Genomic DNA, 22,767 nt, shown 5'->3' with positions numbered 1-22,767 from the left:
ACGCCGCCGCCCCTCGCCCGGCCGGTCACGCCCCGAGGGCGAGGGCGGCGGCGCCGAGCAACGGCCCGTCGCCATCGAGACCCGAGGGCACCACGCGGCAGCGTCGCGCGTAGGCGTGGACGGATGCCGCGGCGGCGGCCGCGGCGACCAGATCGACGTAGTCGTCGGCCACGTGCGAGAAGCCGCCGGCGATCGCCACGGCCTCCAGATCGCACAGGGTCGCGGCGGCGGCGATGGCCTGCCCCACCGCACTCGCGGAGCGACGGACCGCGGCGACGGCGACGGCATCGCCCTCGCGGTACGCGGCGGCGAGATCGAGTCCCGTCTCGCCGACCCAGCCCTGGGTGCGCGCCCACGCGACCGAGCCGGGACCCGCGGCCACCGACTCAAGCGTCGCGGCCGCCGCGTCTCCCTCCACGGTCCGCACGAACGTCTGGCCCAGGTGCCCCGCGTTGCCCGAGGCGCCCGAGATCGGACGGCCGCCGAGGATGAGCCCGCCGCCGACACCCGTGGAGACCACGATGGCCATCGCGTTCTGCGTGCCGACGAGCGCGCCGCGCCAGTGCTCGGCGAGCGCGATGCAGGTGCCGTCGAGGGCGAGCGAGATCGGACCGTCGACGAGACCCGCCAGCACCTCGTCGATCGGGAGCCCCGCGGCCTGCGGGAGATTGAGGGGCGACACCGAGCGCGCGGGCAGGTCCACGGGTCCGGCACTGCCCACGCCGATGGCGCCGACGCGCAGCTCGGGGACGGCGGCGAGCGCCTCCTCCGCCGCCGCGCGGATGTTCGCCGCGATCCCCTCGCGGCTGGTGTCGCGACCGGTGGGTCGGCGTGCGACGCTCGCGCGCACCACCTCGCCCGCGGCGGTGACGACGGCGGCATCCACCTTGGTGCCGCCGATGTCGACGGCGAGTACGGGGGCGGCAGGGGACATCGCGGGCTCCTCGGTTCGGGCGACATCGCCCGGACGATGCGGGCGGGTGCGCCCGAGCGGTGCGGGCGACGATGCCCGATCCTAGGGCCACGATGACGCGTGCACGCACCTGAGCACCTGCCGCATTCCGGCCCGGGACGGGTTCACGCAGGTTACGATCAGGTCACGGCGGCCCGAGACGCTCCTCCGCCGCGATGCGACACGAGGGATGCCATGGACGATACGGTGACGCCCGAGGCGGCCCCGCGGCTGCGCCGCCCCGACCTCCAGCCACTGCGCACGGAATCCGACGAACCGTTGGACGCCGCCTCCTTCGCCCGGCTCACCGAGCGCATCGTGGCGTCGATGTCGCGCGTCATCGACGGCAAGCCGGACGCCGTGCGCAGCGCCCTCATCGCACTTCTCGCCGAGGGGCATCTGCTCATCGAGGACGTCCCGGGCGTGGGCAAGACCATGCTCGCGCGGGCCCTGGCCGCCACGATCGACGCCGATGTGCGCCGCATCCAGTTCACGCCCGACCTCCTGCCCGGCGACATCACCGGCGTATCGGTCTTCAATCCGGTCGAGCGGCGTTTCGAGTTCACCGCGGGTGCCGTCTTCGCCCACATCGTGATCGCCGACGAGATCAACCGTTCGTCGCCGAAGACGCAGTCCTCGCTGCTCGAGGCCATGGAGGAACGGCAGGTCACGGTCGACGGACGCACGCACGTGCTCCCCTCCCCCTTCCTGGTCGTCGCCACGCAGAACCCGCTCGAGATGGAGGGCACGTACGCCCTCCCCGAGGCGCAGCGCGATCGCTTCCTGCTGCGGATCTCGATGGGGTACCCGGACGCCGCCGCCGAGACGCTCATGCTGCGCCAGCGCGATGCGGTCAACCCGCTCGACGCGCTCACCCCCGTGGTCTCGGCCCCCCAGGTCACCGCGATGATCGCCTGGGCGCGCGGGGTGCATGTCGCCCCGGCTCTCGAGGAGTACGCCGTCGCCCTGGCGCAGGCCACCCGCAGCCACCCCGACATCCGACTCGGGGCGAGCCCCCGCGCGACGCTGCAGCTGGTCCGCGCGGCGAAGGTGCGGGCGGCGCTCGACGGCCGCGGGTACGTCATCCCGGACGACCTCACCGCGCTCCTGAGCCCCGTCTTCGCGCACCGCGTCATCGCGAACCGCTCGGCCGCGGGCGGTCGTGCGGGGGCCGTGGTCGTGGCCGACGCGCTGGAGCGGATCGCGGCGAGCGTGCGCGTCCCGCTCGCGCAGCGGGCGTGAGAGCGCCGTGAGGGGGCGCTGGCCGCTGACCCTGCGGGGCACCGGAGCGCTCGCCCTCGCGGTGATCGCCCTCATCGTCGCGCAGCGCGCGGCGATCCCCGAGCTGCTGTACTTCGGCGTGCTGATGCTGGCGCTCGTGATGTGCTCGGCGGCGAGCGCGCTGGCGGTCCGCGCGACCGGGGAGGTCGTCCGGTCCGCCGCGCCCGAGGTGGTCGAGGTCGGCGGGATCTCCGAGGTGGAGCTGTCGGTGCGGGTGAGCACCGCGCTTCCGACGCTCCCGGGCCGCTGGTCGGACGCGCTGCCTGCGGGTCTGGACGGCCGTGCGGAGGGCGCGTTCCCCGCCGCGGCGTCCACCCTGCGGCGCACGGGCACCCCCGTGCGGCTGCGGTACGAGGTGCGCGGCGCGGTGCGCGGCATCCATTCGGTCGGGCCGCTGCGGGTGTCCACGACCGACCCGTTCGGGCTGATCCGGCGTCGTTTCGCCGTCGGCCGCGCGACCGAGGTGACCGTGGCACCCACGATCGTCGAGCTCGCGCCGCTCCCCTCCTCGACCGGGGAGGCCGGCGGGACGCGGCAGAGTTCCGCCCTGCATCTCGGCCAGGGCGCGGACAACCTCGTCGCCCGCCCGTACGCCCCGGGCGACTCGATGCGGCGCATCCACTGGCGGGCGACCGCCCACCGCGACACCCTCATGGTCCGCCAGGAGGAGCAGGAGTCGAGCCCCGCCGCGACGGTCGTGCTCGACCGCGCGCTCGCACGGTGGTCACCGGCGGCCGCCGAGGGACCGGGCCGCGACCGCGCCTTCGAGACCGCGGTCTCCGCGTGTGTCTCGGCGGTCGCCCGGCTCGTGCACGAGGGCTACACCGTCGACGTGATCGACAGCGACGGCGCGCTCCTGGCCGACCCCGTCGACGGCGGAGAGGACGCCGAGGCCCGCGGCCTCGCGGCCTCGTTCGCGACGCTGCACGCCCGCGCGGACGGCCCGTCACGCCGCATCGTCCCCGCGGCGGCATCCGCCATGCTCGGCCCGGTCGTCGTCGTGACCGGGCGCGTGGAGCCGGACGACCTCCTCTCCCTCCGGGCAGCGGCCCCGCGCTCGCCGCTCGCGATCCTGCTGGCCGTTTCCGACGTCGGCCCCGCCGGCGATCTCCGCACCACGACCGGATGGCACGCCACGTCGCTCACCCCCGGAGGCGACGTCGCCCGCGCGTGGGAAGAGGCGACACGACCGGAGGACGCCCGTGTCGGCGCCTGAGGCCGGCGGCCGCCCCGAGCGGCGGCGGCGCGATCTGGCCCTGCTCTCACTCGGGGTGTTCGCCGGTATCGCCGCGGCTCTGCTGCCGGTTCTCTCCGTCATCGCACCCGGCGCGTGGACGGTCGGCGCCCTCGCCGGGGCGGCCCTCGTGCTCGGGTGCGGTCTCGCCGTGCGGTTCTCGCGCGCCCCCGCCCTCGTCGCCACCGTGGTCGAACTCGTCGTCGGAGTCGTGTTCCTGACCGCGGTCTTCGGTCGCACCACGGCGTTGCTCGGCGTCATCCCGACGCCCGCGACGCTCGCCTCGGTGCCGACGCTGTTCGCCGGCGCGTCGGAGGAGATCCGGCTCGGCGTCGCCCCCGTCGTCCCCGCCCTGGGCCTCGCGTTCGTGCTCGTGGCCGCGGTGACCGGCCTCGCGGTCGTGCTCGACCACGTGGTCCTCACCGCGCGGATGCCGCTCCTGGCCGGGGTCGGACTGGTCGCGGTGTCGCTCATCCCGACGATCGCGATCCCCGCCGACGTCGACGTACCGGCCGTGCTCGCCCTGGCCGCCACCGTGCTGTTCCTCCTGCGCATGGATGTCCGCTCCCGCACGCGCGGCGCTCCCGCTGCCCGCCGGAGCGGTTCGCGGGCGTGGGGCGCGTCGGCGACCGCGATCGGGATCGCGGCCGTGTCGGTGATGGTGACTCTCGTTGCGGTCCCGCTCCTCCCCCAGCCGGCTCTGCGTTTCGCCTCGGGCACGGGCGCGGGCTTCGGCACGACCATCAACCCGAACCTCGAGCTCGGCAACGATCTGCGCCAGCCGCGCGACATCGACGTGCTGACGTTCACCACCACGGCACCGTCGGCGCCCTACCTTCGCGCCGTCACGCTGTCGCAGTTCGACGGGGCGGTGTGGCAGCCCGACTCGGGCGACACCGTCGGCGTCCCCGGCGGGGACGCGCCGGTGTTCGATCCCGTGCAGGTCGACGGCGACATCGCCGTCGCCGACTGGACGACGAGCGTGAAGGTCGGCGAACTCGACAGCCCGTGGCTTCCGGTGCCGTACCCGGCATCCACCGTCACCGGCCTCGAGGGCGACTGGTTGGGGATGCCGGCCAACCGCACGATCGTGTCGCGCTCGGGGTCGTCGCGGAACCAGGACTACGAGGTGCGCGCGCTCGTCCCGCGACCCACTCTCGAGCAGATCCGTTCGCGGCCGGTCGGCGGGGCCGAGCTCGGCGACGCCGTCCGCGCCCTCCCCGCCGACGTCCCCGCGATCATCGGTGACACGGCGCGCTCGGTCACGGCCGGAGCGCAGTCGCCGTACGACGCACTGATCGCACTGCAGTCGTGGTTCCGCAGCAGCCAGTTCCGCTACTCGTTGGACGCTCCCGTCGAGGCCGGATTCGACGGGGCGGGCATCGACGCCGTGGCACGTTTCCTCCAGGAACGCACGGGCTACTGCGTGCACTTCGCCTCCGCGTTCGCGGTCATGGCGCGCACGCTCGACATGCCCTCGCGGATCGTCGTCGGCTACCTCCCGGGCACACGGTCGGGCTCGGTCGAGCAGACCGGTCAAGCCGATTACACCGTGACGTCGAGTCAGCTGCACGCGTGGCCCGAGGTGTACTTCCGCGGCGTCGGCTGGGTGCCGTTCGAACCGACCAACAGCCTCGGCGTGCCGACGAACTTCGCCTCCGGCAACACCGGCGGCCAGTCGGGTTCGGCGACCACACCCGAGCAGCAGGATGCCGCCACCCCCGGCGCGACCCGCACCGACGCTCCGCAGCTCGGCGACCAGGACGGTCCCGGATCGACGTCCGCCGGTTCGGGGGCGTCCAGCGCCCAGAATCCGACCGGTCTGCTGCTCACCGTCGGCGGCGTCGTGCTCCTCGTCCTGCTGGCCGCGCCGGGCTCGGTGCGGGCGTGGCGGCGCCGGTCGCGCACGGCACTCATCCGCGCGGGCGACGCGGTGGCCGCCTGGGCGGAGATCCGCGCGCAGGCCGTGGACCTCGGCATCCGTGCGCCCGACGCCGAGTCGCCCCGCGCGTTCGCCTCTCGCCTCATCGATGAGCACGGCGTGGATGCCGACGACATCACGGTCCTGCGCGACGCGCTGGAGCACGCCGTCTACGCCGAGGACGGCGGCCGCTCCGGGGACGGTTCGGCGCTGACCGAGGCCGTCGCCCGCGTCCGCGCGCGCCTGTGGGCGGGGGCGCCGATCGGGCGCCGGACGCTCGCCGTGGTCCTCCCCCGGTCCCTCGCGCTGCGCGGCGAGCCCTCGCCGGTCGAGGTGCCGGAGAGGGTCGGCTGAGCCGAAGGCGCGCTCAGAAAACCCCGGCCCCGGCGCGGAGCACCATGTATGCGGCGACGGTGAGGACCGCGGAGACGCCGATTCCGGCGCCGAGCACGGGCCACGGGCTGCGCCCCCACGCGAGCGGGCGCGCGATCGCCAGGGCGGTGGTGATCGCCCACACCACGATGAGCGCGGGCTGGACCCCGTTGACGGCGGCATCCGTGAGGACGAAGTCGCAGGACCGGTCAGATCCGCATCCCGCGACCATCAGCCCGTTCACCTGAACGAACGTCCACGCCGCCACGGACGCCAGGAGATGCAGAACGACCCCCGGCAGCACCCCCAGGGCTCGCCCGAGTCGTCGCCGTCGATCTGCGATGCGGACGGTCACGTGTTGCCTCACCCCCGAACGGGGAAGCCCCGCCCGAACTCTCGTTCGGACGGGGCTCCCGTCTGGCGGAAGTGACAGGATTTGAACCTGCGAGGCGAGTTACCCCGCCTACATGGATTCCAGCCATGCTCCTTAGGCCGCTCGGACACACTTCCAACAGACGATCTTACACGGCGGCGGCACCGTCCCCCGCCGCGGGCGACGGCTCCCCGTCGAGCAGCGCGCGCGGCACCCGGTGGAGGGTGACCGCGCCGATCGCGTCGAACGGGTGCAGCGGGTCGGGGTCGACGGCCCCGGTCGGTCCGCCGAGCTCGGAGTGAGCGAGCGCGCTCATCACGGTGTAGGCGTCCATGGCATCCCATCCCCGCTCGACGAAGGCGTCGAAGGCGTCCTCGTATCCGCGGCGGACGCTCTCCTGCACCGTGGCGCCCAGGCCGACGAAGATCCACTCGTCGGCGGTCGCGATGCGCGGGGCCCGCAGGGCCAGACCCGGAACGACGTCGACGGAGACGACCACCGTGCCCTCGGCCTCGATCGCCACGAACGACGACTCGCCGCGCGCCATGATCGCGTGCACGTCGCCGATCGCGAGCAGCGCGCCCTCGACCTCGACGGGCAGGTACACCGTGGCGCCGGGGGCGATGTCGGTGACGTCCATGTTGCCGCCGATCGCGTGGGCGGGCATGACCGTGGATGCCACGCCCGACGCCGGCGCCGTGCCGATGCAGCCGACCATCGGCCGGGGCGCGACGGTCACGGCATCCGTCAGGTGCACGCCGTCGGCGTCGATCGGGATGCGGCGGGTCACGACGCGGTCGGGCATGCGCTCGCGCAGAGCCCCGACACCGGGCAGGCTCATCGCCCACCCGGTGTCGGTCAGCCGAATCTCGTGGATCGTCACCGCCAGGGCGTCGCCGGGCCGGGCACCCTCGACGTACACCGGACCGGTCACCGGGTTCAGAGGAGCCTGGAGCCGCGCGAGGTCGCCATGCTCGTGGAGCTCGCGGTACACCGCGTCGTCGGTCTGGAACGCGATGCGCTCCCCGGTGCCCGGCGCGATCCGCAGCACCGGGGGCACGTCGGCGCTGTGCCCCGGACGCCCGAGCTCCTTGCCGAGGCGGTGCTCCGTGGTCATCGCGACGACACCTCCGCGCCGCCCTCACCGGCGGTCGAGGCGGCGTGCTCGGGTGCGGGAGCGGGGGTCACACCGTACTTGCGGGCGAAGACGAAGTACACGATCCCGCCGACGACGAGCCACAGGATGCCGCCGATCTTGGCGGTGATGTCGGCGTTGAGCAGCACGTAGCCGATGATCAGGAACCCGATCAGCGGCACGACGAGGTGGAGGAGGTAGTTCTTCGACTTCTTCCTGCCGAGGTAGTACACCGCCACCGACACGTGCAGGAGCATGAAGCCGAGCAGCGCGCCGAAGTTCACCAGCGACGAGATCACCGCGATCTGGCCGACGAAGAACAGCACCAGCACGAGCGAGATCGCGCTGACGACGAGGATCGCCGCGAGGGGCACCTGCCGCGAGTTGACCTTCGACAGGAACGCCGGGAGGCGCCGGTCGCGGCTCATCGAGTACAGCAGGCGCGAGGTCGCCGCCTGGGCTGCGACGGCGTTGGCGATGCCGACCGCGATGACGTTGACGGCGAGGAACGCGGTCGCCCAGCCCGAGCCCGCCGCCTGGGCGACGAGGAGGAAGAAGGCGTTGTTGACGTCGTCGTCCGAGAACGCGATCGTGCCGGCGGCGAGCGCGCTGGCGAACCACGTCTGGGCGATGAAGAGCACCGCCACGACGAGCAGCGCGATGATCATGGCGCGGCCGCCCGACTTGCGGTCACCCGTGGACTCCTCGGCCATCGTGGAGATGCCGTCGAAGCCGAGGAAGCTCAGCACCGCGATCGAGAGCGCGGTGGCGATGAGCGCGGGGTTGACCTTGTCGGCATCCCACACCGGGGTGATCGTGAACTCGGCGCCGGGGATCGTGCCGGAAGAGAGCGCGACCATCGCGATCACGACGAAGATGACGACGAACGCGAGCTGGATGCCGAGCATGACGCGGTTCGCGAGCTTGATCGACCCGATGCCGAGGACGTTGATGACGGTGTTGACGATCACGAACGCCACCGCCCAGATCCACTGCGGCACATCAGGGAAGATCCCCGCCATGGAGGACGCGGCGAACACGTACAGCAGGGTCGGTACGAGCAGGTAGTCGAGCAGGATCGCCCACCCGGCGAAGAAGCCCACGGTGGGGTGAATGCCACGACCGACGTACGAGAACACGGAACCGGCGATCGGGAACGCCTTCGACATCTGGGCGTAGGCGAGGGCGGTGAAGATCATCGCCACGACACCGGTGATGTAGACCAGCGGCACCATGCCGCTGGCGGCGTTGTAGACGACGCCGAAGATCGCCCACGGGGCGATCGGGACCATGAAGACCAGGCCGTAGACGACCAGGTCGAGGGTGGACATGGAGCGCTTGAGCTCCTGCTTGTAGCCGAAGGACTCCAGCGACTGCTGGGCTCCGGGAGCGGTGTCGGACATGGGACTCCTGTTCGGGTGCGGTGGAGCGTAACGGGGTGCGGCGGGTCAGGGAAGCGGAGCGAGGAAGTCGGCGATGACGGCGCGGAACGCGTCGGGCATCTCGAGGTGGGTGCAGTGGCTCGCACCCGCGAAGACGTGGGAGCGGGCACCGGGGATGCGCTCGACGAACGGCGCCCACGTCTCGGGGGTCGCTTCGTCGAACTCGCCCGCGACGACGAGCGTGGGCACCTCGACCTGCGGGAGGCGATCGATGATGGTCCAGTCGCGGCCGGTGCCGACGACGTGGAACTCATTGGGGCCGTTCATCGTGTGGTACACCGTCGGGTCGGCGAGCATCTGCGCCTCGCTGTCGACGAAGTCCTGCGGCATGGGCGTGATGCGGCAGACGTGACGCTCGTAGAAGACACGGGTGGCATCCACGTAGTCGGGGTGGTCGAGAGTGCCGTCGGCCTCATGGCGGTCGAGGGCCGCGCGGGCCTCGGCGGGCAGTTCCGAGCGCAGGCGGGCCGCGCCGTCGAGCCACAACTGCATGGATGCCGGGGAGTTGCAGATCTCGAGACTCCGCAGCCCCTCCGGCCGCCGCACGGCGATCTCGGCGCCGAGCATCCCACCCCAGGACTGCCCGAGCACGTGGTACTCGTCGAAGCCGAGCGCTTCGCGCAGATTGTGGAACTCGTCGACGAAGAACTGCGGCACCCACTGCTCGACGGGAGCGTCGGGGTGGTGCGAGCTGCGTCCACACCCGATCTGGTCGTAGTGCACGACGGTGCGTCCGGTCATCTCGGCGAGGGCGTCGAGGTTCTTCACGTAGTCGTGCGCCATACCGGGGCCGCCGTGGAGCACGAACAGGGGCGCGCGGCCGGTGGGCTCTGCGGGTTCGGTCAGACGGGCCCAGGTGAATCCGTCGTGGAACGGAACGGTGATCTCGCGGTGCATGGAGTCATCGTGGACCCGGTAAAGGTTCGTTGGCAAACCTTTTCTCGGGATTTAACATGAAAGAAATCGACGGGGAGCTGATGGCCGAGACCGACGACGCATCACTCGTGGAGCGCGTGACCGAGCGGTTGATCACCGCGGTCGCCGTCGGCGAGTTCCTCCCCGGGACGCGCCTCCCTCCCGAGCGTGACCTCTCCCCCCTCCTCGGAGTCGGGCGCACCACCGTCCGCGCCGCGCTCGACGAGCTGTCCGCGCGCGGCCTGATCGAGAAGCGCCGAGGGCGCGCCGGGGGCACGTTCGTGGCGCAGGAGTGGCCCGCGTCGGTGGTCGTGGGGGTGGACCGCTGGTTCGCCGAGCGCTGGGACGACCTCGTCGACGCGTGCACCGCCAGTTCGCTCCTGCATTCGTCCCTGGCCCGCTTGGCGGCCGAGCGGCGGACGGATGCCGACATCACGACGATGCAGGACAACCTCGCCGCGTTCCACGCCGCGGAGTCCGGCGACGCCAAGCAGCGCGCGGACAGCCTGCTGCACCTGTCGATCATCGACGCGGCGCACAATACGGCGCTGCGGGAGATCCTGCTCGATCACGAGCGCCACCTCTCGCTGTCCGCCCCCGCCCACCCGTGGGGCGACCGCGAGAGCCATCGCCGCATGGAGTCGCGCGCCGGGCGCGAGCACGACGCGATCGTCGCGGCGATCGTGCGCTCCACCCCGGACGACGCCGCCGAGCTCGCCCGCCGTCACGTGCAGATCGACCTCGAGCTGTTCGCCGAGGCCAGGGAGTTCGCCCGGCAACGGGCCGCGGCGGCGCGCGACTGACGCGAGCCGGGGCGGCGAGCGCTCTGCGACGGGAGGAGATGCCGGGAGCGGAGGATCGCCCGAGGCCCCGGCATCCTCCCCTCGCCGGATCTCCTCCCGTCGCGGCGGCGTGCGCGGCAGTCGGCGGCTTCGACTCAGCCGCCCTGCGCGTGACGGGCGTACCAGGTGGCACCGATCTCGACGCGGAGCTGCGCGGGCACGTATTCGTATAACGAGGTGGATCCGCACGGGCGGCCGGTCTCGGCATCCCTCACGACGAAGGCGGACGTGCCCGGCGTCGCCCTCTGCCGCTCGAGGTGCACGGCGTAGGCCTCGACCGACTCCGGCCACGGCGTCGTCATGCCGCGCCAGAGCTCGGCGTCGGTGAGGGCCACAGGTCGGCCGCGTCGTCGGGGTGCGCGGCCGTCAGGTGCAGACCGTGCCTGCGCAGATCGAAGCCGCGGTCCGTCATCGCGCCGCCAGCTGCGCGAGGAACTCGTCGGCCGCGTCGACCTGACGGCGCAGGGCGTCGCGGCGCGCCACCGCCTCTTCGCGGATGCCTTCCAGCCGCGCGCGGAGGACGGCGTCGGCCGGGGCATCCGCGAGGCCGTCGACGACCGCGAGCAGTTCCCCCATCTGCTCGAGCGAGTACCCCAGGGGCTTCATCCGGCGGATCAGCAGCAGGCGCGACTCGTCGTGCGGGGTGTAGAGCCGGAAGCCGCCCTCGGACCGCGCGGACGGGCGCAGGAGGCCGATCTCGTCGTAATGCCGGAGGGTGCGGATCGACAGTCCCGTGCGTTCGGCGAGTTCGCCGATCTGCATCGGCCGCACGTCGTTCATGGCATCCCCGATCCCGCAACCCTCTCGTTACGGTAGAGTTCGATGGTCGCCTTCGCGACCCTTCCCCATTCTCCCCGCCCTCCCGGAGGCCCCGTGACCGACGTCCTCGCGCGCCCGCGCACCGCGCCCACCGTCCTCCAGGCGCTGCGCTCCCCCCGCCTCCTGACCCGCGAGGTCCTCGCCGGGCTCGTGGTGGCGATCGCCCTCATCCCCGAGGCCATCGCCTTCTCGATCATCGCGGGCGTCGACCCGCGACTCGGGCTCTTCTCCTCGTTCGTCATGGCGGTCGCCATCTCCTTCCTCGGCGGACGCCCGGCGATGATCAGTGCCGCCACGGGGGCGGTCGCTCTCGTCATCGCGCCGGTCGCCCGCGAGCACGGCGTCGACTATCTGCTCGCCACGGTGATCCTCGGCGGCATCCTGCAGGTGATCCTCGGCCTCCTCGGCGTCGCGAAGCTCATGCGCTACATCCCGCGCAGCGTGATGGTCGGGTTCGTCAACGCGCTGGCGATCCTGATCTTCATCGCGCAGGTGCCGCAGCTCATCGGCGTTCCGTGGGCGGTGTACCCCCTGACGGCCGCGGGCCTGCTGATCATGTATCTGCTCCCGCGCCTGACCCGCGCGGTGCCGGCACCGCTCGTCGCCATCGTCCTGCTGACGGGCGCCGTGGTCGTGTTCGGCATCTCGGTTCCCACCGTCGGCGATCAGGGTGCGCTGCCCGAGAGCCTGCCGACGCTGCTCCTGCCGAACGTGCCGATCAGCCTCGACACCCTCGCGATCATCTTCCCGTTCGCCCTGGCGATGGCGGTGGTCGGGTTGCTGGAGTCGCTGATGACCGCGGCCCTCGTCGACGAGATCACCGACACCCCGTCGTCGAAGACGCGGGAGTCCCTCGGGCAGGGCGCCGCGAACCTCCTCTCCGGGCTGTTCGGGGGCATGGGCGGGTGCGCCATGATCGGGCAGACGATGATCAACGTGAAGGCCTCGGGAGCGCGCACGCGCATCTCGACGTTCCTCGCGGGCGTCTTCCTCCTCCTCCTGGTGATCGTCTTCGGCGATGTCGTGGCCGTCATCCCGATGGCGGTGCTCGTGGCGGTGATGATCGTCGTCTCGGTCGCCACATTCGACTGGCACAGCATCCGCCCGTCCTCCCTGCGACGGATGCCGTTGAGCGAGACGACCGTGATGGTGGCGACGGTGGCCGTGACGGTGTGGACGCACAACCTCGCCATCGGGGTCGGCATCGGCGTGATCGTGGCCGCCGTGCTGTTCGCCCGGCGTGTCGCGGGGGTCACGGAGGTGCACCGGACCATCGAGGGCGACGTCGCCCGCTATCGCGTCCAGGGGGAGCTGTTCTTCGCCTCCAGCAATGACCTCACGACCCGCTTCGCGTACCACGACGACCCCGCCCACGTGGTGATCGACCTCTCGGAGTCGCACGTGTGGGACGCCTCGACCGTGGCCGCGCTGGACGCCGTGCAGACGCGCTACGCCCGCGAGGGCACGTTGGTCGAGATCATCGGGATGAACGCGCCGACCGCGCGGATCCACGGCCGTCTGAGCGGGACGCTCGGCGGACACTGACCCGCCCGGACCTCAGGATCGCAGGGTCGTCGAGGGCGTCTCGCCGAACTCCACGCGGTACATCGCGGCGAACCTGCCGAGATTCGAGAAGCCCCAGCGTGCCGCGATCGCCGCCACCGTCTCCATCGAGGGATCGGCGGCACGCAGCTCGACCCGTGCCGCGTCCAGGCGCACACGGCGGACGTACTGCATGGGAGTCCGCCCCGTGGCGGTGCGGAATGCGTACTGCAACCCGCGCGGGGAGAGCCGCGCGGCCTCCGCGATGTCGGCGAGGGCGATGGGCCCGGTGGCGTGCGCGTCGATGTAGGCCTTCGCCCGGCGCACCGGAGCCGGCAGCATCCGGGTCGGTCGCCCCGAGGCCAGAGCCTCGGTGAAGGTCGATGGGAACGTCAACAGCGAGGCCTCGAGGAGAAGAGAACGCACCTGCTGCTCGATCAGCGGCGCACGCTCGGGTGAGCGCAGCAGAACATCCCGGCCGTACTCCCACGTCCGGGTCCAGTACCGCAGGCGCTGCTCGGACATCGGCGCGTGCCCGAGGGGACGCACGCGCAACGTGTCGTCTCCCGAGAGTCGGCGCGCGGCCTCGTCCACGTCCTCTCGGGCGAAGGACACCGCGGTTCCGGCGATCCGGCCGGTGAACGCGATCTCGATCGGGCGATCCATGACCACGAACGGCACGGTCGTGTCGATGCGTTCGCGTCGGTAGGTCGCGCGGATGCGCGGACCCGCGATCCGTCCGACGACCATCTGGTCGCCCGGATCCGACTCGATGACCATCGTCGATCCCACGGTGTAGTCGCAGAGCCCGAAGCCGGGCTCGGCGGCACCGTGGAAGACGAAAGCGGGCTGGATGCCGTCGGCGCGGGCGATGCGGGCTCCGGGTACCACCGTCTGCCACATCTCCTCCACCGTGGTGGCATCCCTGGTCTCGACATGCGTATGCTCCACCGGCACTTCCTAAGTTCTCGCTGCCGAAACCGGATAGACCGTTGCGTGTGCACGCGAACTGTGCGATGGAACCGTTCCCACGCCGTGCGGGATGCGCGCTCGCGTGTCGGGCCCGATAATCGGAGGGTCGCCGCCCCCGCTGCGCACTCACCGACGGGACGCCCCATGCCCTACCGCACCATCGCCACGCTGCAGTCGTGGATCGACGACTTCCGCACCCTCGGGTACGACGACGCCGGGATCCTCCGGGTGATCCCGCAGGACGGCGACGGAGACTCCGATACCGGCCTCATCGCCGCGCGCTTGCGGAGCGTCTCGACGACCTTCTACGTGGCCCCCGAGACCGAGCCCGGGGCGACCGGATGGGCGGTGACCTTCGAGCCGCGCGAGAACGCCGCGCCGCTCGGCTCGGCCCGCGTCCTCGCGCTCTCCGGCGAGCTGGCGATGCTGTCGGCCCTGTGCACGTTCCTGCAGGGTCGAGCCGAAGCCTTCGTCAACGCCCGAACCTGAGCCGCGGAACCGGGCGGGAGGTCGAGCGCACGCCGTGCGTCAGCCGGCCGCCGCGCCGGCGGCCGTGAGGGTCCGCAAGGCGGCGGCGACCCGCTCCGCTTCCGCGGGGTCCATCTCCGCGATCGCGGCTTCCACCGCGTTGTCGAAGCCGCGCAGCGAACACCACGGCGGCGAGGTCAGGTCCACCGTCGCGGTGATGTGGTTGACGCGGCGATCCTCGTCATCGAGGTCGCGACGGACGGCTCCGCGCTGGACGAGACGGTCGATGAGCGTCGTCACCCCGGCGGAGGTGATGCCGAGGTGGTCGCGCACGTGCGAGGGCCGAGCCCCGGGATTCTCGGCGACGAAGATGAGGGCCTTCGCGTCGAGCTCGTTGAGCGAGAGGGCGCGCCGCGCCTCCGCGGTCGCGGCACGACGTGCGTCGTCGTAGGCCAGGAGCGCGCGCGCGAGGTCCGAAGTCGTCGACGCGTCCGTGGAATTCTGCACGACCCCCGATCGTACCGGTGCGATGCCCGGTGCGCGGACGCCGGGGTCGGTGCGTTGCGCCGCGTCCGTCGGCCCACGCGTTCACGCAATGGTCTTCACGGCGTAACCCGCGACCCGGGGTCGAACCCTCAGCATGGGGAAACCGCAATCGCGGTGATCGATTCGGCTCCGCCCGGCGGCGCCCGTCCACGGAAAGCGATAGCGATGAACCGACCCGTTCGCGTGCTGTCCCTGTACGAGGGATTCTTCGCCGGAGGAGCCCGTATCCTCCATTCCGACGTCGTCGCGGGGCTCCACAGCGGCGGAGGGCAGGACCATCGCGTCCTCTCCCTGACGGCCGCGGCCCGCCGGGACGCCTCGCTGCAGCACGCGCACGACGACACCCGCTTCCGCACCCTCCGCGGCGCGGGGGTGCGCATCGACACCTTCGACCGCATCGCCGGCGACCAGCCGATCACTCCGGACTCCTTCAGCCGGGCCGAGCTCGCGCACGCGGCGTCCCTCATCGCGGATGCCGACATCGTGCTGTCCCTGAAGGAGCAGCCGCTGAGCCTGATCATCGCTCTCGAACGGGCGGGGATGCTGCCCGACCGCCCCACGGCCGCCTGCCTGCACCGCTCGGACCCGACGCACTCCGGACCCGCCCTGGGGTGGCTCGTCGAGGCGGGCGCGTCGGGTGCGGTATCCGCCACCATCTCGTGCGCGGAATCGACCTCGATGGCCTACACGCGCGCGGGCGTGTCGACGACGCACGCCTGGGTGATCGACAACGGGATCGACGCGCGCCGGTTCCGTCCCGGCACCCGCGCCGAGCGTCGCCGCATCCGGGAATCCCGCGGCATCCCCGAGACGGCGCCGGTGGTGATGCTCGCGGCGCGGTTCGACGCGATGAAGGACCCGGGCCTCTTCCTGGATGCCGTGGCCCGGCACTCGCGGCGCCACCCGGGCGCGCACTACGTGCTGTGCGGGTCGGGCATGACGTTCGCCAACCCCGGGTTCGCGGCACTCGTCGCCGACGCCGGACTGGACGCGGGTGTCGCCCTGCACGCGCTCGGGCTGCGGGAGGACATGCCCGCGCTCTACCGGATCGCCGACGTCGTCGCGCTCACCAGCGCGTTCGGCGAGGCCTCGCCGCTGTGCCTCGCCGAGGGCGCGGCCTCCGGAGCGATCCCGATCACCACCGACGTCGGGGACGCCGCCCGGGTCGTCGCGGGGTTCGGGCTCGTGACCCCGCGCGACGCCGACGCGATCGCGGCCACCTGGCAGGAGGCCCTGACCCGCCGCATCGAGTTGAGGTCGGCGGCGATCTCGGCCCGCGCGCGCCTGGACCGTCGACGCATGGTCGCCGACTACCGCGGCGCGATCGAGGAGCTCGTGCTGCCCGAGGTGCTCGCGGCCTGACACCCGCTCGTCTGGGCCCCGGGGACAGGACCGACGCCCGCGCGACCCTCCGTCCGAGGTTCGGCACCATAGACGGCGGGTCGCGGCGGCACCATCCCCGCCGCGGGTGCCCGCGACCGTGTCTACAGTGAGTCATGACCGCGAGCATCCTCTCGATCGGCACGGCTCTGCCCCGCACCCGTGTGACCCAGTCGGCGCTGCGCGACCTCTTCGCCGCCCAGCCCGGATTCGATCGCCGCAGCCAGCGTCTGGTGGGTGCCGCGTTCGACGCCGCGGCGATCGACACCCGCCACACGGTGCTGCCGCAGCTGGCCGGGGGTGCGGCCGACGGCCTCGCGGCGCTGTCGGACGGCGAGCTGACGATGCCGCCCACGGGCGCCCGCAACGACGAGTACCGCCGGACCGCGCCGGCCCTGTTCGCCGAGGCCGCCGCGTCCGCGGTGGACGGCTCGGGATTCGGTCGCGAGGCCGTGACCCACGTGGTCACGGTGTCGTGCACGGGCATGTTCGCACCGGGGCCGGACTACCTCCTCGTGCGCGACCTCGGCCTGTCCCCCTCCGTCGAGCGGTACCACCTCGGCTTCATCGGGTGCGCGGCCGCGATTCCGGCCCTGCGCCTCGCGGCGCGGATCGTCGCGGCCGACCCCGCCGCCGTCGTGCTCGTCGCGGCCGCGGAACTGTGCTCACTGCACTGGCAGACGTCGTCGCATCCCGACCAGATCGTCGCCGCGTCGGTGTTCGCCGACGGCGCTGCGGCGGCGATCGTGGCCGCGGCGGACGTCGAGCGTCCGGGACTCGACCTGGAGGGCTTCGCGACGTTCGTCACCGACGACGGCGAGAAGGACATGTCCTGGACCGTGGGCGATTCGGGCTTCGAGATGACCCTCACGCCCGAGGTGCCGCGCATCATCGGGCGCGAGATCGCGGCGATCGCGGCCGACGTGCTCGGCGACCTCGCCGAGGTCGACGCGTGGGCCGTGCATCCTGGCGGTCGGAGCATCCTCGACCGGGTCGAATCGGCCCTGAACCTGGATGCCACGGCCCTCGCGCCCTCGCGCGAGGTGCTGCGGGCGCACGGCAACATGTCGAGCGCCACGCTGCTGTTCATCCTGCGCGATCTGCTCGCCGACGCGGCGCGCGCCGACGGCGACCGCGTCGCCGCGCTGGCCTTCGGTCCGGGACTGACGGTGGAGGCGGCGCGCCTCGTGCTGCGCCGACCGACGGCGTGAGCGGCGGGGTGTGGCGCGGGCTCGCGCGACGCGACACGGCGCTCGTCGAGCTGATGGACGACCCCGGATGCGACCCGCGTGTCCTCGCGGCGACCTATCGCCGGTTCGACCTCGTGAACCGCGCGGTGTCGGGGTGGGGCGGCGTGTATCGCGCGCACGTTCGACCGCGGCTTCGGGCACTCGGGCGGCCGGCCCGCGTGCTCGACCTCGGGTGCGGCGGTGGCGATGTCGTGGCGCGTCTCGCGGGGCTCGCTACCCGTGACGGGCTCGACGTCGAGTGGGTGGGCGCGGATCCGGATCCCCGGGCGCTCGAGGCGGCCCGGGAGCGGGAGCGGCCCGGGGTGAGGTTCGTGTCGCGCGGCTCGGCGGAGCTGATCGCCGACGGGGAGCGGTTCGACCTCGTGCTGTCGAACCACGTGCTGCACCACCTCGACAGCGCGCAGCTGCGGGAGTTCACGGACGACTCGCGAGCCCTGGCGCGGTCCGCCGTGCTGCACGCCGACATCGCCCGGAGCCGCCTCGCGTACGGCCTGTACGCCGCCGGGGTGACTCCGCTCGCGCCGGGCACGTTCCTGCGCACCGACGGCCTCCGATCGATCCGACGCAGCTACCGGGCGGACGAACTCGCCCGGGCGCTGGGCGCCCCGTGGAGGGTCGTGACTCCCGCACCGTTCCGCGTGCTCGCGATCACCGAGGGCACGGCCGACCGTGGCTGACGTGCTGATCGTGGGGGCGGGGCCCGTCGGGCTCGCGCTCGGCGCCGACCTGCGCGCCCGCGGCGTCGACGTGGCGATCCTCGAGCGACGGAGCGAACCGGATGCCGGCACGCGGGCGATCGGCATCCACTCTCCCTCCCTCGCGCACCTGGAGTTCTCCGGGGCGACCGATGCGCTCCTCGCGCGTGCGGTCAGGATCCGCCGCGGGGAGGCGCGGGCGGACGGGAAAGTGCTTGCGGCGATCCGCTTCGATCGGCTGCGCGCGCGGCATCCGTACGTTGCGGCGCTGCCGCAGGCCGACACCGTGGACGTGCTCACCCGCCTCGCGCCGCCCGTGGAGCGGGGCGTGCGGGTGACCGGGCTCCGTCAGGACGGCGTTTCGGTGAGGGTGCGGGGAGCCGGACCGGACGGCGAGGTCGAACGCCGCGCGAAGGTCGTCGTCGTGGCATCCGGATGGGCGGGGCGCGAGCTCGTGTATCGGCGCGGAGCCGTGCGCACGCGGCACTACCCCGATCGATACGCGATGGTCGACGTCGCCGCCCCCGGCGATGCGACGGCGCTCGTCCACCTCGAGCGCGAGGGGGTCGTCGAGTCGTTCCCGCTGCCGGGCGGGCGGCGGCGCCTCGTCGCCTGGGCGGGCACGTCGGATGTTCCGGATGCCGCCGACTTCCTGCGCGCGGCCCTCGCCGATCGCGTGGGTCTCGACGTGGACACGTCGGCCGCGTCGACGTTCCGCGTGCGGCGGGCGGTGGCTCCCGCGCTGCGGCGCGGGCGCGTGATCGTCGTCGGCGATGCGGCGCACGAGGTCAGTCCGATCGGCGGGCAGGGCATGAATCTCGGGCTCCTGGACGCCCTGACGCTGTCGCCGCTGCTGGCCGAGTGGCTGCACGGGGACGAGCCGGACGGGTGGGCCGCGTGGGAACGCGGGCGGCTCGCTTCGGCACGGCACGCCGCGCGCCTGGCGTTCCTGAACACGATGCTGGGACGCGGTGCCTCGACCCGCGGACACGCCGCACGGTCGTTCGCACTGCGCACCGTGCTCCGCGGCCCGGGGGCGGCGGCGTTCACGCGCGCCTACGCGATGGACTTCGACGCCGCCGCGCGGACGGCCGACCGCGTCACGTGACGATGAGCTGTGCGGCCAGCAGGAGCGCCGCGAACATCGTCAGCCGGAACACCGCGCGCCCCGGTGGACGCCACAGGGCGAGCGTGATCGTCGCCGCCGCGACGAGCACGGCCGCCGCGAAGAAGACGGCTCCGACGACACCCCCGCCCGATCCGGCGAAGACGGCGACGGCGCCCAGGACGATGCCCGCTGCGGCGGCGACCACGCTGACTCGGGCACCGAGGCGGTGCGGCAGTCCGCGCACCCCCGTGGCGCGGTCGTCATCGAGATCGCGGACGACGTTCGTGAGGTGCACGGCCGCACCGAGCGCCGCCCCCGCTACGGACGCCCACGGCGCGGCGAGCGCCGGTCCCGGCGACGCGAGGGTCGCGAACGACGGGAAGAGCCCGAAGCTCAGCAGGAACGGCGCGATCGATACAGGGGTCGACTTCAGCCCCGCGTTGTAGGCCCAGGCCGAGGCGAGCGCGATCGCGTGGGCGGCGACGAACCCCGGCCCGAGCGGTACTGAAAGCGCCAGGCCCACGACGAGGGAGGCCACGGCCACGCCGAGCGCGCTCTCCGGGGTCACCGCTCCGCGGGCGATCGGCTTGTCGGTGCGCCCGACAGCGACATCGCGGGCCGCGTCGATCGCGTCGTTCGAGAGCCCGACGGAGACCTGCCCGGCGAAGACGGCGATGACCAAGAGGATCAGCCGCCCGGGATCGAGACCGGCGGCGATGCCGAGCGCGAGCGACAGCGTCGTGACGACGAGCGTGGGCCCGGGATGCGTCGCGCCCCAGAGCGCCCGCACGAGCGGCGGCTTCACGGGGACGGGGGGCACGGGATGACGGTACCGCCTCTCCCCGAGGGAGGGGTCGGGTCAGACGACCGATGTCTTGGCACTCTCGACAGGAGAGTGCTAATCTGACATCAAGTTGAGCGCGATGCACTCAACTTCTGAAAATTCTCCGGATGCCGCATCCGGACCGATCGAAAAGGAGAACGACCATGGCCACTTACGACCCCTTCCGCGACCTCGACCGCCTCGCGTCCACGCTCCTCGACGCCCGCCGCGGCGGTGGTCCGCGCCGCATGCCGATGGACCTGTACCGCGACGGCGACCACTACGTCCTGAACGCCGACCTCCCGGGCGTCGACCCCGGCTCGGTCGACATCGACGTCGACGGTCAGCTGCTCACCATCCGCGCCGAGCGCACGCTCGCCTCGGGCGACGACGTCAAGTGGATCACCCGCGAGCGCGAGACCGCCTCGTTCGTCCGCCAGCTGAACCTCGGCCAGGGCATCGACACCGAGCGGATCAGCGCCGCGTACCGCAACGGCGTGCTGTCGGTCACGATCCCGGTGAGCGAGAAGGCCAAGCCGCGTCGGATCGCAGTCGCGACCGACGACGGGAACGACCTGATCCAGGCCCACGAGAGCACCCCGCAGCCGATCGAGCAGTGAACATCCGGAGGGGGTGGCCGTTGGGTCACCCCCTCTTCGGCACGCACTCACTCCGCGGCGCGATCCTCCCCCGTCGGCCGGGAGAGCTCGGCATCCAGGGCGTCCACGAGCCGGGCGAACGTCTCGTCGACCGACGCCGACTGACGGAAGCCGCCGACCCGCTCGAGATCGGTGAACCCGTGCAGAGCGGAGCGCACGTAACGGATACGATGCACGTCGGCCGCCCCCGCGCCGTAACCGGCGAGCGCGCGCGTGATCTCCTCGACGAGGGCGGCGGCGGCGTCCTCCCACTCGGGGCCGGTGCCCCCGCGCTGGGCCAGCGCGTACATGCCCGGACGCTCTCGTGCGAACCCGCGGTACGCGGACGCGAGCGACTCGAGCGCGTCGCGCGACGACAGCCCGCGGGACGACTGCGCGAGCGCCGAACCGAACGCCCGGGTGGCGGCGAGCGCGACGCGGTCCGTCAGATCGCCGAGCCCGCCGACATGCTTGTACAGGCTCGGCGCGGCCACCCCGAGCGCCGTCGCGACGCGTGCCAGAGACAGGGATGCCACACCTTCGGCATCCACGAGTTCGGTGGCGCGACGCACCACGACCTCGGCGTCAAGCCCGGCCCGCGGCACCGCTCACCTCCGCGAGGAACGACGAGACGCGATCGGCGACGAGGTCGGGCGCCTCGAGCATCGGCGCGTGGCCGACACCGGGGACGATCTGCACCTCGGCGGAGAGTTCGCCGGCGAGCCACGCGGCTTCGGCGGCCGGGTCCTTCCAGTCCGGGTCGGCCGCGCCCATCACGACAAGCGAACGGGCCGTCACCCGCGGGAGGAACGGCGCGACGACCGAGTGATCGACACGCGTCGTGCGGGCGAAAGCCGCCCACCGTCCGGGCCGCGCCAGCCGCCGCGACAGGTGCGCCGCGCGCTCGCGGGCGCCGGCGCCGAGTCCCGGCCACAGCGACGCGGAGTAGCCGCGCCACACCGCGGGACCCCACGGGCGGGCGAGCAGGAGACGCAGGAGGGCGCTCATGGCGGGGTTGCCGTTGCGGGCGAACGGCCCGAGGAGCACGAGGCCGGACACGAGATCCGGTCGCGATCCGGCCGCGATGATCGCGGCGCCGGCGCTCATCGAGGCCCCGGCGAGGACGGCCGGCTGGCCGCCGAGCGCTTCGACGACAGCGACCAGGTCGCCTGCCGTCGCCTGGTCGCCGTACTCGACGAAGGTCGTGTCGCTGTCGCCGTGTCCGCGCAGATCGACGAGCGCCACGCGGTAGCCGCGGGCGACCAGTCGATCGGCCAACGGTCCGAACGCGTCGCGCTCGTCGCCCATCGCGGGCGAGCACACCACGAGGGGTCCCGTTCCGCGCACCTCGACGGCCAGTCGACCGCCGTCCACCTGAAGTTGGCTAATGTCCATAGCCATAAGCTACGCCCATTAGCCAGAGAGTGCAAGCGCGGGATCGCGAGTCTCAGAGATCCTCGGGTGCGAGGTCGCCCTGTCCTTCCTCGCCGAGCTCGACCACGCCCGGGTCTTCGCCCTGAGAGTCGGTGCCGGTCGACTCCGGGTGCACGTCCGCGGGCGGGATGTCGTCGTCGACGGCGGGGATCTCGGCCGGGTCGGCGCCCGTCGCGGTCGCCGGGTCGAGGTCGGCGGGGTCGGCACCCTCGTCGAGAGCGGTGGTGGCATCCCACTCCGCCTGAGCGGGGTCGAGCGCGGGATCGGACTCGATGGAGGTGTCGCCGTCGCGCAGCGGCTGCGCATCCGTCACGCCGTCGGGGGCGACGGGGATGCCAGGGTCGGACGAGACGTCGCTCATGGGGGGATCCTTTCGGTCGTCCGTGCGGGACCGCACGCGTCGTCGGCTCGACGACTCCCCCATCCCACCGCCCACCCGTCACCCCTCCCGCCCCCTTGACAGCGTCGGCGACCGACGCGACCCCCGCCGGTTTCGCTCCGAGGCCGAAGCCTCGCGCGCCCCGTCCCACGAGGACGTCCCTCCTCACCGCGGGGGCAAGATATCCCGGATGCCGCGGACCGATCGCCGCGGAGGAGGGTGACATGGGGGACGTTCTCACCGTGA

The 22,767-nt window shown here is 72.7% G+C and carries 24 protein-coding genes and 1 tRNA gene; 11 read left to right on the top strand and 14 right to left on the bottom strand.

Going from position 1 to position 22,767, the window contains the following annotated elements; translation table 11 throughout:
• Nucleotides 1-25 precede the first annotated feature (25 nt).
• Entirely contained in the window at nt 26-934 is a 909-nt protein-coding gene (locus BW982_RS15190) for an ROK family protein (RefSeq protein WP_076494683.1), read from the bottom strand.
• A gap of 345 nt (nt 935-1,279) precedes the next feature.
• Here BW982_RS15190 and BW982_RS15185 point away from each other — a divergent pair, with 345 nt between their 5' ends.
• Genes BW982_RS15185 through BW982_RS15175 form a run of 3 tightly spaced genes read left to right on the top strand, consistent with a single transcriptional unit; the run spans nt 1,280 to nt 5,742 of the window.
• On the top strand, nt 1,280-2,194 hold the full coding sequence (locus BW982_RS15185) for an AAA family ATPase (RefSeq protein WP_254845622.1): 915 nt from the start codon (nt 1,280-1,282) through the stop codon (nt 2,192-2,194).
• 7 nt (nt 2,195-2,201) lie between these two features.
• On the top strand, nt 2,202-3,449 hold the full coding sequence (locus BW982_RS15180; protein ID WP_076494820.1) for a DUF58 domain-containing protein: 1,248 nt from the start codon (nt 2,202-2,204) through the stop codon (nt 3,447-3,449).
• Nucleotides 3,436-5,742: a transglutaminase TgpA family protein gene (locus tag BW982_RS15175; protein ID WP_076494681.1), complete on the top strand. Its 2,307-nt coding sequence runs from the start codon at nt 3,436-3,438 to the stop codon at nt 5,740-5,742. Before BW982_RS15180 ends, BW982_RS15175 begins: the two co-directional genes overlap by 14 nt.
• A 13-nt stretch (nt 5,743-5,755) precedes the next feature.
• Here the strand turns inward: BW982_RS15175 and BW982_RS15170 are convergent, their stop codons facing one another.
• The 5 genes from BW982_RS15170 to BW982_RS15150 all read right to left on the bottom strand — a co-directional run bounded on the left by BW982_RS15170 (nt 5,756) and on the right by BW982_RS15150 (nt 9,607).
• Nucleotides 5,756-6,115 (bottom strand): hypothetical protein, encoded by a 360-nt coding sequence (locus BW982_RS15170; protein ID WP_139327490.1) that lies wholly within the window; start codon nt 6,113-6,115, stop codon nt 5,756-5,758.
• Between the two features lie 63 nt (nt 6,116-6,178).
• A tRNA-Ser gene (locus tag BW982_RS15165) sits at nt 6,179-6,270 on the bottom strand.
• Between the two features lie 11 nt (nt 6,271-6,281).
• Nucleotides 6,282-7,250, bottom strand: coding sequence for an acetamidase/formamidase family protein (locus tag BW982_RS15160; protein WP_076494676.1), 969 nt, complete (start codon nt 7,248-7,250; stop codon nt 6,282-6,284).
• Nucleotides 7,247-8,671 (bottom strand): APC family permease, encoded by a 1,425-nt coding sequence (locus BW982_RS15155; protein WP_076494674.1) that lies wholly within the window; start codon nt 8,669-8,671, stop codon nt 7,247-7,249. The genes BW982_RS15160 and BW982_RS15155 overlap by 4 nt, the downstream gene beginning before the upstream one ends.
• Nucleotides 8,672-8,716: 45 nt before the next feature.
• Nucleotides 8,717-9,607: a proline iminopeptidase-family hydrolase gene (locus tag BW982_RS15150; protein WP_076494672.1), complete on the bottom strand. Its 891-nt coding sequence runs from the start codon at nt 9,605-9,607 to the stop codon at nt 8,717-8,719.
• A 56-nt stretch (nt 9,608-9,663) separates the two neighbouring features.
• Here BW982_RS15150 and BW982_RS15145 point away from each other — a divergent pair, with 56 nt between their 5' ends.
• A complete protein-coding gene (locus tag BW982_RS15145; protein WP_083696738.1) occupies nt 9,664-10,428 on the top strand; it encodes a FadR/GntR family transcriptional regulator in 765 nt (254 codons plus the stop codon).
• A gap of 134 nt (nt 10,429-10,562) precedes the next feature.
• Here BW982_RS15145 and BW982_RS15140 read toward each other — a convergent pair whose 3' ends face one another.
• Both BW982_RS15140 and BW982_RS15135 read right to left on the bottom strand, forming a co-directional pair.
• The gene (locus tag BW982_RS15140; RefSeq protein ID WP_076494670.1) at nt 10,563-10,802 is read right to left on the bottom strand and encodes a GNAT family N-acetyltransferase; all 240 of its coding nucleotides are present in this window, start codon (nt 10,800-10,802) and stop codon (nt 10,563-10,565) included.
• 73 nt (nt 10,803-10,875) lie between these two features.
• Entirely contained in the window at nt 10,876-11,247 is a 372-nt protein-coding gene (locus tag BW982_RS15135; RefSeq protein WP_076494668.1) for a MerR family transcriptional regulator, read from the bottom strand.
• A 93-nt stretch (nt 11,248-11,340) separates the two neighbouring features.
• Here BW982_RS15135 and BW982_RS15130 point away from each other — a divergent pair, with 93 nt between their 5' ends.
• Nucleotides 11,341-12,831, top strand: coding sequence for a SulP family inorganic anion transporter (locus BW982_RS15130; protein WP_076494665.1), 1,491 nt, complete (start codon nt 11,341-11,343; stop codon nt 12,829-12,831).
• Nucleotides 12,832-12,843: 12 nt separating this feature from the next.
• Here the strand turns inward: BW982_RS15130 and BW982_RS15125 are convergent, their stop codons facing one another.
• Nucleotides 12,844-13,779 carry a helix-turn-helix transcriptional regulator gene (locus BW982_RS15125; RefSeq protein WP_139327489.1) on the bottom strand — a complete coding sequence of 312 codons (936 nt, stop codon included), beginning with the start codon at nt 13,777-13,779 and terminating at the stop codon, nt 12,844-12,846.
• A gap of 165 nt (nt 13,780-13,944) precedes the next feature.
• Between BW982_RS15125 and BW982_RS15120 the strand changes: the two genes are divergently transcribed.
• A complete protein-coding gene (locus BW982_RS15120) occupies nt 13,945-14,289 on the top strand; it encodes a hypothetical protein (RefSeq protein WP_076494660.1) in 345 nt (114 codons plus the stop codon).
• 39 nt (nt 14,290-14,328) lie between these two features.
• Here the strand turns inward: BW982_RS15120 and BW982_RS15115 are convergent, their stop codons facing one another.
• Entirely contained in the window at nt 14,329-14,775 is a 447-nt protein-coding gene (locus BW982_RS15115; RefSeq protein ID WP_076494657.1) for a MarR family transcriptional regulator, read from the bottom strand.
• Nucleotides 14,776-14,979: 204 nt separating this feature from the next.
• Between BW982_RS15115 and BW982_RS15110 the strand changes: the two genes are divergently transcribed.
• The 4 genes from BW982_RS15110 to BW982_RS15095 all read left to right on the top strand — a co-directional run bounded on the left by BW982_RS15110 (nt 14,980) and on the right by BW982_RS15095 (nt 19,247).
• Nucleotides 14,980-16,176: a glycosyltransferase gene (locus tag BW982_RS15110; RefSeq protein WP_076494654.1), complete on the top strand. Its 1,197-nt coding sequence runs from the start codon at nt 14,980-14,982 to the stop codon at nt 16,174-16,176.
• Nucleotides 16,177-16,310: 134 nt separating this feature from the next.
• The gene (locus tag BW982_RS15105; RefSeq protein WP_076494652.1) at nt 16,311-17,405 is read left to right on the top strand and encodes a type III polyketide synthase; all 1,095 of its coding nucleotides are present in this window, start codon (nt 16,311-16,313) and stop codon (nt 17,403-17,405) included.
• Nucleotides 17,402-18,121 (top strand): methyltransferase domain-containing protein, encoded by a 720-nt coding sequence (locus BW982_RS15100; protein ID WP_076494650.1) that lies wholly within the window; start codon nt 17,402-17,404, stop codon nt 18,119-18,121. The genes BW982_RS15105 and BW982_RS15100 overlap by 4 nt, the downstream gene beginning before the upstream one ends.
• Nucleotides 18,114-19,247 carry an FAD-dependent oxidoreductase gene (locus tag BW982_RS15095; RefSeq protein WP_076494648.1) on the top strand — a complete coding sequence of 378 codons (1,134 nt, stop codon included), beginning with the start codon at nt 18,114-18,116 and terminating at the stop codon, nt 19,245-19,247. Before BW982_RS15100 ends, BW982_RS15095 begins: the two co-directional genes overlap by 8 nt.
• On the opposite strand, the gene BW982_RS15090 is transcribed toward BW982_RS15095, so the two are convergent.
• Nucleotides 19,240-20,067 (bottom strand): UbiA family prenyltransferase, encoded by an 828-nt coding sequence (locus tag BW982_RS15090; protein WP_083696736.1) that lies wholly within the window; start codon nt 20,065-20,067, stop codon nt 19,240-19,242. The two genes, BW982_RS15095 and BW982_RS15090, sit on opposite strands and share 8 nt — an antisense overlap.
• A gap of 167 nt (nt 20,068-20,234) precedes the next feature.
• On the opposite strand from BW982_RS15090, the gene BW982_RS15085 reads away from it, so the two are divergent.
• Nucleotides 20,235-20,690: an Hsp20/alpha crystallin family protein gene (locus BW982_RS15085; protein ID WP_076494646.1), complete on the top strand. Its 456-nt coding sequence runs from the start codon at nt 20,235-20,237 to the stop codon at nt 20,688-20,690.
• A gap of 47 nt (nt 20,691-20,737) precedes the next feature.
• Here BW982_RS15085 and BW982_RS15080 read toward each other — a convergent pair whose 3' ends face one another.
• From BW982_RS15080 to BW982_RS15070, 3 genes are read right to left on the bottom strand one after another with little or no spacing between them, the layout of a single operon-like run.
• The gene (locus BW982_RS15080; RefSeq protein WP_076494643.1) at nt 20,738-21,313 is read right to left on the bottom strand and encodes a TetR/AcrR family transcriptional regulator; all 576 of its coding nucleotides are present in this window, start codon (nt 21,311-21,313) and stop codon (nt 20,738-20,740) included.
• Complete coding sequence (locus BW982_RS15075; RefSeq protein WP_076494641.1) at nt 21,294-22,103, bottom strand: alpha/beta fold hydrolase; 810 nt, start codon at nt 22,101-22,103, stop codon at nt 21,294-21,296. The genes BW982_RS15080 and BW982_RS15075 overlap by 20 nt, the downstream gene beginning before the upstream one ends.
• A gap of 52 nt (nt 22,104-22,155) precedes the next feature.
• The gene (locus tag BW982_RS15070) at nt 22,156-22,503 is read right to left on the bottom strand and encodes a sugar ABC transporter ATPase (RefSeq protein WP_076494639.1); all 348 of its coding nucleotides are present in this window, start codon (nt 22,501-22,503) and stop codon (nt 22,156-22,158) included.
• Nucleotides 22,504-22,767 lie beyond the last annotated feature (264 nt).

The organism is Microbacterium sp. RURRCA19A (genome assembly GCF_900156455.1).
Taxonomy (GTDB): domain Bacteria; phylum Actinomycetota; class Actinomycetes; order Actinomycetales; family Microbacteriaceae; genus Microbacterium.
Note: the sequence above shows the minus strand (reverse complement) of the source record. Positions and strands in the feature narration are given on the sequence as shown.